Source organism: uncultured Gimesia sp. (genome assembly GCF_963972345.1).
Taxonomy (GTDB): Bacteria; Planctomycetota; Planctomycetia; order Planctomycetales; family Planctomycetaceae; genus Gimesia.
The window spans coordinates 19,091-31,528 of sequence record NZ_CAXAVM010000004.1 but is presented as its reverse complement, the minus strand read 5'-3'; the positions used below and the strand labels follow the sequence as shown (position 1 = coordinate 31,528).

Below are 12,438 nucleotides of genomic sequence, written 5' to 3'. Positions count from 1 at the left end.
CCTGCTGCGCGACATCTGGAAGAATCTCCCTGTCCACTCCTTCTACTCAATTACTGAGTAAAGAAACTGATTTTGACAGGATATTTCGTCCTGAAATTGCGCTTCGCGAAAAATAAATCAGGAAACATTCCGTTCGAATCAGGCCGTCACAGGACGATTTCACTCGTCAGTCCCTGCGCTCCATTCAAATTCTTCATTTGCACACAGATTCTTAATAATTCACGCTTAAGATGTGTGACACACGAGATGGCAGATTCTGAAATCTCGGTGCGATTTCTCGATCGATGACTCAACTGGTATGTCTGGTCCGAGAGGGGTGAGTCGGACTAAATACGGGCTCAAATGGCTCTGGAGACGCTGGAGTAAAACGGGACACAGTCTAAAGTATGTCGCAAATCACTCAAACCACACTTCTGCCTCAGGTGGTGGCAACACAGCCAGAATCCTCTGTAGCCAGCTTTCGCCAGTCCCTACAGTCAGGCTGGCTGGTGGATCCCCGCTACGATCTGTTCTTCTTTGCGAACCTGGGGTGGCCTGTACTCGTCTTCCTCCAGTGGTGGGGAGGACTGGAGATCCAGAGCGGCATCAGTTTCTGGCAGGTTTATTTTATCACGACCCCTCATCGCTGGATTACGCCGGCGTTACTGTTTTTAGAACGGGATCGCCTGCAGGCCAACAAGACAAAATACATTCTGATTACGGTCTGTCTGTTGACCATTCCAGTGGCGGTCAAGATTTCCACCGGCGCACTTACGTGTCTGCTTACGATTGATTATATCTGGAATGCCTGGCATTTTGCCGCCCAGCACCATGGCATCTACAGTATCTACGGCCGTAAAGCAGGGGGGCTTTCCCCCGGGCGGTTGCGGATTGATAAATGGCTGATGCGGGGCTTTCTGTTGTATGTGACGTTCCGAATCGCTAGCTGGGCATCTGCTGGAACCACTGCAAGTCAGGGGTGGGGAATACTGGACTATGCCTTTGCTGTGATTCCCGTCTCGATGATTCTGAGGGAACTCTGGCAACTCAAAGCACAAACAGTCGGCCGCTGTCTGTATTTTACCAGTGTGATGACTTTGTACCTGGCGATGCTGGGAGCCGTGGTTGCTCAAAACCCGATGATGCTGCTGGTTCTGACGACGGTTTCTGCGTTGTTTCATTCCATTGAATACCTGGCGATCGTGAACTGGTCCGTTGATCGAACCCGGAAGTCTGGCCAATCCACCACCCCGCTGTTTCGTCGTCTGATGCCTCGCTGGGGACTGATTCTGGCGGTGTTTGTGGTGATTCTGGGGATGGGTGCCTGGTTGATGGAATCCCAGCTGCTCGAACTCTGGCTCACGGCCAATCTGATTATGGCGTTTCTGCATTATGCCTATGATGGCTTACTCTGGAAGTCGAGGAGGCCCGCGCGCGCATGAAACGACAGAAACTGCAAGGGCACTCTACGGATCCTTCTATGACCGAAGTCGATCGTGAGTGCGAAACAACAAAGGCGTCTCCGGGTCGCAGCCTGATAATTATACTGGCGATCATTGTTTCCTGTCTGATGGGCGGATGGGTATCAACGGTCCGTAATACGGGAAGTCTCAGCCTGCCTTATCTGCGAGTTGATATCGCCATTGTCTGTTTTATCTGCATGTTGCCTCTGGCAATTCTGATCTCTGACTGGTTGTATCGTATATTCAGCCATCAGAGTCCTCCCCTGTTTAAACTGGTTCAGATCATTTTCTATATCGGGGCGGCAGTGATTCTGATTCTGGCGTTGAGCAGCAGTCCTCCCAGTGGCACCTTAAGCAGCTACGATGCCTGGGAGTCTATTATTTTACGACCAGTCCTGGCCTTCTGGCTGATGCTGACTTTATGTCTGCTCGAAGGACAGGTCTCGGGAAGAGGGACATGCACTGATTTGTCCTGGAAACAGGGGCCTCTGATCTGGGGGCTGGCCTTGATCACAGCGGTCGTGGTGCCAGCGATCTATATTCAATCGCGGGTGGATGAGATCGTAACAACCATTGATGAATCGCTGAGCAGTGGTCGTCTGGGAGAGGCGCGGCGTTTGACGCGCGAAGTCTGTGTACTGGCTCCCTGGCAGAAAATCGGCGGACTGCCCGCTGGGGATCTGGCCCGTGACCTGGATCGCAGCTGTTATGAAATCGAACGTAACCTCGCTTATATGCAATTGGAGCCTGCAGATAGTGAAGAATCGGCCTACCAGCGGGCCAGGCTCCTGACCATCCTGGGAAAAGGCGAAGCAGCGATCCGCGTGCTGGCTCCCTGGAAAGATCAACAGACCGTCAGTCCCCTCAGCTGTCAGTTGCTGGGAAATATCTATCAACAGCAGGAGCAATGGGGAGAAAGTGAAGACTGGTACCAAAAGTCCCTGAATGCCTGGAAACGATTGCCGCATTCAGAACAGCAACAGGCGGGGATCGTCTCTGCCTGGAAAGGGATTGCATTTGCTGAAAGGAAACGAGGGAACTATGAAGAAGCAGAAAGTGCGTATTTATCGGCGTTGTCACTGGCACCTCAAGCCGACCAGCATTTCTTACTCGCCCAGTTTTATGAAGATACTCAACAGACGGCCAAGGCACGGAAACACGCCACACAGGCGATGGCATTGAATGCTGACCGCTATGGCAAGTCCGGTCAGCAGCTGATCACTTCACTGCAACAGCAGCACTTCGGCTGTCTGACTGTCTGGCGTCAGGGGAGTCCCTGATTCTGGGAAGTATTGCTGATTCCTGACCACAAAACGTGAGCTATTTTCCGGCTCGTTCGGCCGTGAAAACAGAGCAGGGGAAGCTTGGTTCTGGAACGAACGTCGGAGCTGCGACCACCTGCTCGCTGCGCTCGGCCCGGATTACATCCAGGCTCACCCGTTGTTTCTTTCGTGCCGTTTTGTGTTGTTCGTGGTGTCTCATCTGTTCCCATGGGTCGCAATGCCGGGTTGATAGATTAAAAAGGTGTCAGGAACCTTAAATATAAGGTTCCTGACACCTTTTTAATCCTATGGTGAATATCGATGACACCTTTTTGAACCTTCTTTTGATTGATCAGTGGTTCGGGATTTTCATCTGCACGGGTTGGGGGAACTTCTTTTATAATGCTTTATGAAACAGGTAAGGGACGTTCGCACCAGCACTGTTGGGCAAGCCGACAGATGGCACACGCACATTTGATCTGGCAGGGAAGATTACAATTACTTAAGAGGTTTCTGGGTGCCATGGCCGGCTTGTCCGGCCGTGCCGAATGGGTGCGGAAAGTCTGGTGCTGGATGGTACGTGGGAGCTGCGACCTCCTGCTCGCTGCGCTCGGCCCGAATTTTATTCGGGCTCACCCTGTTTTATTAGATGGCGGGCTGGTTGTTCGCATACGGTCGGGCAAGCCGACAGTGGCACGCGCTCGGGGGAGGGGACATTGAAAACTTGTTGTCTTTGTGGGTTCATTCTGGTGTTCGATCTGTTTTTTGTGGTCTGTGGTTTCGTTGCATGTGGGGTTATTCATGGTGGATTATTTTGTGGAAAGACTTGGGGAGGTCAAGGGGGATGAACAATAAAATGTGGCGATACGGGTTGACAGGGAACCGAGCTGCTGCGACGTCGGGGCGGTTTCGGGGCGAAGCTTTGCGATGTGTGTCGACCCGCAGGGTTACATCACGAACGGGTGTTAAAATGCGAACTGCAAATCTGGAAAAAACCGGCTCATTTGTAGTGAAGAGTCAGAACAGGTGGCCCGTGTTTCGGTGCACTGTAAACTGGTCACGCGCGCGACTCAGTTAGGTGCTTATCGCTGGTGGCGCGCAGCGGTCAAGTTCAGTTTATGCAGCGGGAGTGTGGAAATGTGTCGCAGCAGATGTGGGATGTTCAGTCCTGCAGGCGAATGGTGCCGCTGACGGGGTGGGTGGTGAGGTGCGTCCTTACCTGGAATAAAGGAATCTGGCTTCAGATTTGTTGATTCGATCACCCGGGCCTGATTTCGTTACCCGATGATATCCCGGCGATGGGAGACGTAATCCCAGACGACGTAGCGGTCGAGATCGCGGCCGGCGGTGAAGAAGACGCGGCCCTGGGTCGCTTCGGCCAGGCGGTGCGCGAACTGGATGTCTTCGCTGGACTGTGACCAGCTGGGGATCAGGAAGATGTTAATGGTGATGCCTTCGCGTTTGCATAGATGGGCTTCCCGCATTGTGGCGGCTTCGGTCTGGGGATCCGGAGGGTAGAGCAGGTAAAGTTGCTCGCCTTCGAAGTGCGCGGTGGGCAGTCCGTCAGTGATCAGAATAATCTGGCGGTTGGGTGTGTCCTGCAGCGCGAGGAAATGTCGTGAGAGCTGCAGGGCATCTTGAATGTTCGTGAAGTGTGGTGGAACGATCTGTTCGCTGATTTTTGCGTCACTCATATCGACCTTCAGACGCACAACAGGATCAAAAATGGTGACCGGCTTGGGCATCAGCTCGACAATTTCTGCTGCTGTTCGCGGCTTGGCGAAGGTATACATCTCGATGAATTGCAGGTAGTCGCCGGGATATTCGCCGCGAATTAATGCTTCCAGTGCCAGGCCCATCTGCTTGACGTTGACGTATTGACCTTCGTAGCGCATGGAACCGCTCATGTCCATTAGTACGGTCGTAGCACACTTGGGAGTGTTGCGAGTTTTGTGAATGACCAGGTCATCTGATTTCAGACGAATGGGTAAGCCGGGACCATCGCGGAGAATCGCATTCGTGAAGGACTGCGTGATGTCCATATTCGAAACGGAGTCGCCGAACTCGTAGGGTTTGGTGGTAGGCAGTTCCACGGCTCCTTCGCCGACCACGGGACCTGTGTGGCGTCCGGTGCGTGATGCCTGCAGGTCGCTGAAGATCTTTTCCAGAATGCGACTCTGGAACAGACGGTAGGCTTTGGGGGTCAGCCGAAACTGGCCTTTGGAAAACTCGAGTCCCTGCTGATCGGCCATCTCCCGCATCAGGTCGCGGACCTGTTTCTGCAGGGCATTCAGCGTTTCCATGTCGCCCGGTTGTGTGAATTCGGACAGGGCTTCCATATCGATGATGGCGATCTGTGCGGTCTCGCGGGCTTCTTCCAGCTGCTTGAGCAGTTCGTCGATTTTCTCAAGCTCGGCTTTGATTTCGAGGGCCTGCGGAATCGTCATCGACGTTTGTCCGGTGAAGTAATACTTGGATGCCAGCTCATCGATTTCGTATTTGTCACCCAGACGATCCACCAGTTGAACCAGCCCGCGGGCAAAGGGACTGCTGTCATCTTCTGTTTTATACCAGATTCGTTCCAGGTCGTAGATCTGCTCTTCGCGGACCGCCTGTTTAAAGTAATCTTTCAGGCGACGGGGGGGCTGCATCTGTCTGGCGAAATCACGATAAGTGCGGCGGGCTTTTTTGCGGACGCTGTCCGTTTCGTACGTTTCCAGAATCTTACGTTTCCGTTCTTCCAGCATGGCGACGAGTGCATCCAGGCTGGGCCCCAGTCCGGCGATCTGGCTGGGATCCAGTTTAATCGCCCGTGCCAGTTCTTCCTCCGTCAGTTCCCGCATGGAACCATAATACATCATGTGATTCAAAGCGGGGGAGACCAGGTCGGGAGGGGGTTGCATCGGATCGGGGATACGTTTCGGGTCGTACTTCTGGTACGTATGAATAATCCCGCCGGTCAGTCGTTTATCAGACATAGTCGTATCTCAATCTCTCTTGGGAGAGTTGTCGTAGAAGTTGTGTGTGACGTTCATATTTCATAGACAATGCGGCCATGATCCTGAGAACGCGAAATCTTGCTGTTGGCATACAGACCCGCTAACACAAATTCGATGCAGGATGCCCGGATGGCTTCATCGCCCGATGCATTGACTTCAAAGGCTTTGTCCCAGACAGGGGGGACCCGTTTCAGTCGTTCGGCATATTCAGAGGAAGGCAGCATGTCACCGACTTCGATTTTGATACCCTGCGCAAAGATTTCGCCAATTTCTGCCAGACCGTGTTCTACGATGTATTCCTGGAAGACATCTTGAATTGCCTGTGCGACGATGGCGTCCAGGACCTGTCGTTCGGACATCTGATTGGCGCCCATCAGATCCAGTTCCAGTTTTCCCAGAGAAGAAGAGTAGAGATGCCCCAGATCGCTGATGCGGGGGACTGCCGGTTTTTCATTGAGGACGGCACCCCGTCTGCGAGCCGCGGCAACCATCATCCGATAATTGGCAATACTGAAGCGGGCACTCACGCCTGAGTCGTGGTCGACATATTTCGATGCCCGGGCGGCAACCGTGATCTGTTCGATAATTTCCCGCATGAAATAGGGAATGACGACAGGGACTTCACCTTCCAGTTCCACGCTGGCTTCCTGCTCCATAATCTCGATCCCCAGGGCGCGGTCACGGGGATAATGGGTGTGAATGACCGAGCCAATCCGGTCTTTCAACTGCGGGATGACTTTTCCGCTGCGATTGAAAGTGGACGGGTTGGAGGAAAACAGAATCAGCATATCCAGATCGAAGCGGATGGGGTAACCGCGAATCTGCACGTCTCGTTCTTCCAGAATATTAAACAGGCCGACCTGCACGAGTTCATCCAGCTCGGGAAGTTCATTCATGGCAAAGATGCCACGATGCATGCGGGGAATCAGCCCGAAGTGCAGGGCACTTTCCGCGGACATGCTTTCCCCGTGCGCGAGTTTGGCGGGGTCGATTTCACCGATCACATCGGCGAATTTCGTACCGGGGGCCAGACGTTCTGCATAGCGGTCTTCACGAGGCCACCAGGCGATGGGGACTTCGTGTTCCGGAGTATTCGCGAGAAACTTTTTTCCGATACTGGTAATCGGCTGGTAGGGATCATCGTGTACGGGGGACTCCGGAATATCCAGATAGGGGATCTCGGGATCAAGAAACCGGACCAGTAATCGCATGATGCGGCTTTTGGCCTGGCCTTTCTCTCCCAGGAACAGCATGTCATGCTCTGAGAGAAGTGCCAGAACGATATCGGGGATCACTGTGTCGTCGTAGCCGACAATTCCGGGAAAGAGTTCATCCCCCCCCTGCAGGGCCTGCATGAGATTGTCATAAATTTCGCGTTTTACTGTTTTGCTCTTCCAGTCGCTTTCGCGGAGTTCCGCCAGGTTGGTGGGACGATTCATAAAGCTATCTCATTCCAGTTTGGATTAGTATTTTAAGTCGATATTGTGCTGGGCAGGCGATTATCAGAACCTGCAGTCTACACTCAATCATAGACAAAACGAGAGTCTCGGCTATAGTGCAGTTGTTCATGATTGCCCGGATTCAGGAAAAAAGCCCGTACCATAATGTAACACAGAGAATTAATTCATCTGATTGATAATAACGATACACTCTGTTTCTGGTCTGCCAGCTTTACCTTGATCATGCCTGTTCGGTAAGATGAGTGCCGTGAAAGATGAACTCTAACAGTTGAAGGACACGTATGAGTTTTCGGATTCGACTCCTGACAATTCTCATTCTGGCATCGAATGGAGTTCTGGCAAGTATCGCCTCTGCAGAAACACCGGAATCAGCAGTTTCCGTATTGCAACCGTATGTAGATCGTTGCGAGCTGTCGGGGGCTGTTGCACTAGAGAAGGCAACATTGTGGATTTCCCGGGAAAGGGATATACACACAGGATGTCTTCAAAAACCAGGCACTCCAGAAATAGGGAAAGTGAGTCGCGGGTGAGTATCTATCATCGCTTCGGCGTGGAGCCAATCATCAATGCCTGTGGAAGTGTGACCCGTTTGGGTGGTGCGCCAATGCCTGAAGAAGTGCTGGAAGCTTTTCGACAGGCGTCTGAGGTTTCAGTTTCATTAGAGCAGTTGCAGGCGGCAGCTTCACGCAAGATTTCCGAGCATACCGGTACAGAAGCCGGCCTGGTGACCTCCGGTGCTGCAGGAGCGTTGACACTGGGAGCGGCTGCGATACTGGCCCGGCATGATTTGAGGCGGATGGAACAACTGCCTCACTGTGACGGTTTTTCGCATGAATTCATCATCGCGCGAGAACAGCGGAGCGGATACGATCATGCCGTACGTGCTTCCGGGGCGCGGCTGGTAGAAGTCGGTTTTAATGAAATTGTTTCGAATGCCGGTGTACGACGAACGGAGCCCTGGGAGTATGCTGCTGCGATCAATGAGCAAACTGCGGGCATTGTCTATGTGCATGCGTCGGATTCTCAACCGGCGTTGAGTGAAGTTGTTAAAGTTGCTCAACAGCGGGGGATTCCGGTTCTCGTTGATGCGGCGGGAGAAGTGCCGCCGCGATCCAATCTGAAAACGATTGCCGCTACGGGAGCTGACCTGGTCGCCTTCAGCGGAGGAAAAGCAATACGCGGTCCGCAGTCAACTGGTCTGTTGTGTGGAAAACGAGAACTGATTTCTTCGGCCGCGCTACAGATGCTGGACATGGACGATCATGGTCAGTTGTGGGATCCTCCGGCCGATCTGATTGACCTGACTCTGTTCGATGGCATTCCCCGCCACGGAATAGGTCGCGCCTTGAAAGTTTCGAAAGAAGAGATCATTGCGTTGCTGACCGCATTAGAACTGTTTTCTTTCGGGGCCTATGATGCGCAGAATCAGGAGTTCCGCCGTTGGCTGGAGCAGATCGCAGGGGAACTGGAACAGGCGAATGTGAATGCCGTCTGTTCTCTGGTGATACCGGAATGCAGTGAACGCTGGCCGCTGCTGGAGATTCAGGTTAAAGAAGACAAAGTCGGAACAGCCTTTGATGTCTGCCGGAAATTGAGGCAGGGTACACCTGCGGTGTATGTCGGTCATGCCCGGCTGCATTCTGGTCTGCTGACGGTCAACCCACTGTGTCTGAGAGCAGATCAGGTCAGCGTTCTGGCACAACGTTTGAGCGATGTCTTGAAATAGCGTTCACATTGAATGTCAGGATTTGTCAGGCTGATTCGCATACGGCCAGTTGGTGGGTGTGTAATCGATGGCCAGTTGCGGCGTTTCAATGCGTTTACCGTCTTCTGCCAGACTGTGCATGATCGCGTCCAGGGTACCGGTGGTCAGCAGGGTACGCTCGACCGGATAGGCGGGTTCTCCAGTGTGAAACATGTGTTCGATGGCCTGAAGCAGGTAGGCGAAATGACCGAATGGAGGATCGAGTTCCAGTTTGAACCAGGTGGCCCGCGGTTTGTCTTCCCCTTTCAGTTTGACAGCGACAGCATAGTGCCGACTTCAAGTCTTTCGCTGAAACAAAAACTTGTGTGAGCACATTAAGTATGAGTGATTATTGAATCTCCAGGAATTAATGTTGACACCCCAATTTGTACTGTTATGGTACTGTGTACTCTTTGGGGTGGGTTTTTATGCATATCCGAATCGAACGTGGTTCTTCAACGCCGATCTCTCGGCAGATTATGGAGCAGATCCGGGCGCACTGTCTTTCCGGGACTTTGCAGCCGGGTGACAGTCTTCCTTCCGTACGTAAGCTGGCAACGCGGCTGGGTGTGAACGTTAATACTGTGGTTCGAGTGTATGAGCGACTGGCAGCTGAATCGCTGGTGGAAATGCGACATGGGGAGGGCACGTTTGTGTTACCCCAAGCTGCCATTTCCGAAAATCGTCAGCAACTGGCGGAGCAGCGGGAGCAACTGGAACGGGAATTTTCAGCGGTGGTTCACCAGGGATTGCTGCTGGGGCTCACAGCGGCTGAACTGAGGAAGCTGTTGACAACCTCAATTGCGGATGCAAAACGGGAGTTGAAAACAGAAGCAGCAACGCGTCAATAACACAAGACAGAATTGGAAACGTCATCTATTTCACAGGAGTCGAACGTGTCAGCAGCAGCCATCAAAATTGATCAGGTCCAAAAACAGTTTGGTAAGAATGTTGTACTGGAAAATGTTTCACTGGAGATTCCCCGGGGACAGACACTGGCGTTGCTGGGCAGAAATGGAGCCGGAAAGACCACACTGATTCGCATGTTGCTGGGGTTGCTGAAACCAGATGCCGGTTCAATACAAGTGGATGGCTGCGATCCCACTAAGGAAGCGATTGAGCTACGCCGTCGCGTCGGTTATCTGGCGGAAGATCAGACGATGTATGGCTGGATGACGGCGGTGGAATTGTGCCATTTTCTGAATCCTTTTTATCCGGCCTGGAATCAGTCACTGGCGGACGACTATCTGGAACGGTTCCATATTCCCCGTCATCAGAGGATTGAGCGGCTTTCCAAAGGGCAGAACGTCAAACTGGGACTGACGCTGGCCCTGGCGCATGAGCCGAATGTGGTTATTCTCGACGATCCGGCTCTGGGGCTGGATACGATTGCCCGTAAAGAATTCAATCGTGATCTGATTGAACATCTGCAGGCAGCGGGTCGGACGGTGCTGTTCAGTTCGCATCTGCTGGATGAAGTCGAAGCAGTCGCCGATGCCGTGGCGATTCTGGATGGAGGAAAGATCATTCGACAGTCTGCGACGGAAACACTGCGATCCGAGGTCAAACGCTTTGTGCTGAATTCAGTGGAAATAGCAGGAGTCACGCCCCCTCCCGGATTATTAGATATTCGAGTTTGGGAATCGCAGTTTGTTGTGACCGTCGACGGGGCGGAACCATTCATGGAACAGCTGACTGCACTGGGGGTCGAACACCAAATTGTCGAGTTGAGCCTGGATGATATATTTGAATCGTTTGTGATTGGTCGTACGCAAGCCTGGCCTCAGGCGGGAATGCCCATCGTTGTGTGAGCAACAGTGTCGAAAAAACGGGCTCGTTTCAGGGAACTATCAGATGGATTTAGTATTACAGTCACTGTTTTATAAAGAATGGCGGGAACGCAGGCGGACATTTTTTGTCTGTCTGTCCTGGATTCTGTGTGGTGTGGTTTATGTGACTATCTATGAGCTGGCCTCAGGATATCGCACACCGGTTGCCCGTTTCGGTTCGATCTGTATGGTCTACAGTATGTTCATGACCGTGTTTCTGGCGATGCGGGTTTGTTTGAGCGAAGTCACGCAAGGCACTCTTCCGTTTACTTCGTCCTTACCGGTATCTCTTTCGTGGGTGGCGGTTATAAAGTTGGTTGGGGGAATCATTTCTCTCGTGGGCCCCATCTTTCTGGGATCAATGATACTCGCTTTACTTCTGGCTTTGGGGATACTGGAGCAGGTTCCTCAGCGTCGAGATGGGTACCCTTCCGGTTTCTCCATTGGGGAACTTACGAGTCTGACACCCGCGGCAGGCTTGATCCTGTTGGCAAAAGTTACCAGTGTCGCTTCCGTATCGGCGACTGCTTTATTTATGGTTCTAGTGCTGGCTGGTGCGCGACGACGACAAGAATCACACATCGGTTTTCTGGGAGCAGCGATTTCGTTTGCCTGGATTCTACCAACGGAAGCCCGCATGATGTTAACCAGAGCGGGGTTGTTTTATCTGGAAGACTGGATTGGTGTGCTGTTTCCCCAGTCGATGGTTATATATTATGGCTATGGAGATGGAGATGGAGTCGGCAGTTTCAGTGATCTTGATATTTCAAATCGTATCTGGTTGCCTTTGTGTTTGAATGTACTGATGCTCTGCGGGTTGGGGTACTGGTTCACGCAGCGTTATGGAACGCGGAGTTTGGATCTCACAGGAAGAAAGAATCGTCGCTGGAGTTGGCCATCACTATTCTCGTGGATCTCGTTCCCACATCGGGGACAATATTTTTCTCTAACCTGGATTAATTTGAGACAGTCAGTTCCATTAGCTTTGGCTGGACTCGCCTTAGCCTGTCTGATGTCGTTTGCGAATATTCTTACGAGTAGTTATACGGAAGGCGGAGCGATACAGTTAACAGTTTATAGTCTATCATCGGCAATGTGGATTATTGGAATACTCTGGGCGACGGTTGTCGGGTCGGGAATATTTGCCGCGGAGCTTACACCAGGACTGGGGCATTTCTGGATGTCTCGACCTCTCAAAATGAACCACTGGTTCTGGTTAAAATATCTGGTAGGGTTGTTCGCTGTGCTGACCGTCTTAGATGGCACTACCATTCTTCTCGGTTGGAACATGCTCTCCCGATCCCCATTGGATCCTTATATTAATAATCAGTATATCCATGACAGAAATCTGTTAAGCTGGTCGTATATCGCCTGTTTTCCTGTTTTACATGCCATGATGTATTCTCTCGCTGTGTTGGGGGTCTGCTGGTGGAAAAAGCCTGTACGAGGAGCCGTGATGGCGCTAGCGATCTTTTTTATCAGTACCATGATTATGGCATCTATTCATGGAATCTCGGAATTTGACCCGCTCCATGTCTATAACAATCTGTTTACGGCTGAGAGTCAGGGCCAGTTTGATCTCTCAGGAAATCATTTTCCCCCGGTATTTGGTACGATTTCTGCAATCACGGTCTTAACCGCGTATCTCGCTTCACGGAAGGTAAAACAGCTGGAATTCTGAATGTTGTTTTAGAGTTCGGTA

The 12,438-nt window shown here is 52.1% G+C and carries 9 protein-coding genes; 6 read left to right on the top strand and 3 right to left on the bottom strand.

Features of this window, described 5'->3' with window-relative positions; translation table 11 throughout:
• Positions 1-386: 386 nt before the first annotated feature.
• On the top strand, positions 387-1,421 hold the full coding sequence (locus AACZ40_RS01075) for a hypothetical protein (RefSeq protein ID WP_291175461.1): 1,035 nt from the start codon (positions 387-389) through the stop codon (positions 1,419-1,421).
• Complete coding sequence (locus AACZ40_RS01070) at positions 1,418-2,722, top strand: tetratricopeptide repeat protein (protein ID WP_291175459.1); 1,305 nt, start codon at positions 1,418-1,420, stop codon at positions 2,720-2,722. Before AACZ40_RS01075 ends, AACZ40_RS01070 begins: the two co-directional genes overlap by 4 nt.
• Before the next feature lie 1,259 nt (positions 2,723-3,981).
• On the opposite strand, the gene AACZ40_RS01065 is transcribed toward AACZ40_RS01070, so the two are convergent.
• Together AACZ40_RS01065 and AACZ40_RS01060 are read right to left on the bottom strand one after the other, a co-directional pair.
• A complete protein-coding gene (locus AACZ40_RS01065; RefSeq protein ID WP_291175457.1) occupies positions 3,982-5,682 on the bottom strand; it encodes a hypothetical protein in 1,701 nt (566 codons plus the stop codon).
• 53 nt (positions 5,683-5,735) lie between these two features.
• Positions 5,736-7,142 (bottom strand): magnesium chelatase, encoded by a 1,407-nt coding sequence (locus AACZ40_RS01060; protein ID WP_291175455.1) that lies wholly within the window; start codon positions 7,140-7,142, stop codon positions 5,736-5,738.
• Between the two features lie 547 nt (positions 7,143-7,689).
• Between AACZ40_RS01060 and AACZ40_RS01055 the strand changes: the two genes are divergently transcribed.
• On the top strand, positions 7,690-8,889 hold the full coding sequence (locus AACZ40_RS01055) for an aminotransferase class V-fold PLP-dependent enzyme (RefSeq protein ID WP_291175453.1): 1,200 nt from the start codon (positions 7,690-7,692) through the stop codon (positions 8,887-8,889).
• A 15-nt stretch (positions 8,890-8,904) separates the two neighbouring features.
• Here the strand turns inward: AACZ40_RS01055 and AACZ40_RS01050 are convergent, their stop codons facing one another.
• Positions 8,905-9,081, bottom strand: a complete 177-nt coding sequence (locus tag AACZ40_RS01050; RefSeq protein WP_291175450.1) for a hypothetical protein — start codon at positions 9,079-9,081, stop codon at positions 8,905-8,907.
• A 254-nt stretch (positions 9,082-9,335) separates the two neighbouring features.
• Between AACZ40_RS01050 and AACZ40_RS01045 the strand changes: the two genes are divergently transcribed.
• Genes AACZ40_RS01045 through AACZ40_RS01035 form a run of 3 tightly spaced genes read left to right on the top strand, consistent with a single transcriptional unit; the run spans position 9,336 to position 12,417 of the window.
• On the top strand, positions 9,336-9,758 hold the full coding sequence (locus tag AACZ40_RS01045; protein WP_291175447.1) for a GntR family transcriptional regulator: 423 nt from the start codon (positions 9,336-9,338) through the stop codon (positions 9,756-9,758).
• 45 nt (positions 9,759-9,803) lie between these two features.
• Complete coding sequence (locus AACZ40_RS01040; RefSeq protein WP_291175445.1) at positions 9,804-10,718, top strand: ABC transporter ATP-binding protein; 915 nt, start codon at positions 9,804-9,806, stop codon at positions 10,716-10,718.
• Between the two features lie 43 nt (positions 10,719-10,761).
• On the top strand, positions 10,762-12,417 hold the full coding sequence (locus tag AACZ40_RS01035; RefSeq protein ID WP_291175443.1) for a hypothetical protein: 1,656 nt from the start codon (positions 10,762-10,764) through the stop codon (positions 12,415-12,417).
• Positions 12,418-12,438: the final 21 nt, after the last annotated feature.

Bases quoted from the DNA above. Each gene is read 5' to 3' on its own strand.
- AACZ40_RS01065 (WP_291175457.1), bottom strand. From the start codon at position 5,682: ATGTCTGATAAACGACTGACCGGCGGGATTATTCATACGTACCAGAAG.
- AACZ40_RS01050 (WP_291175450.1), bottom strand. From the start codon at position 9,081: ATGTTTCACACTGGAGAACCCGCCTATCCGGTCGAGCGTACCCTGCTG.
- AACZ40_RS01060 (WP_291175455.1), bottom strand. From the start codon at position 7,142: ATGAATCGTCCCACCAACCTGGCGGAACTCCGCGAAAGCGACTGGAAG.
- AACZ40_RS01045 (WP_291175447.1), top strand. From the start codon at position 9,336: ATGCATATCCGAATCGAACGTGGTTCTTCAACGCCGATCTCTCGGCAG.
- AACZ40_RS01035 (WP_291175443.1), top strand. From the start codon at position 10,762: ATGGATTTAGTATTACAGTCACTGTTTTATAAAGAATGGCGGGAACGC.
- AACZ40_RS01070 (WP_291175459.1), top strand. From the start codon at position 1,418: ATGAAACGACAGAAACTGCAAGGGCACTCTACGGATCCTTCTATGACC.
- AACZ40_RS01075 (WP_291175461.1), top strand. From the start codon at position 387: ATGTCGCAAATCACTCAAACCACACTTCTGCCTCAGGTGGTGGCAACA.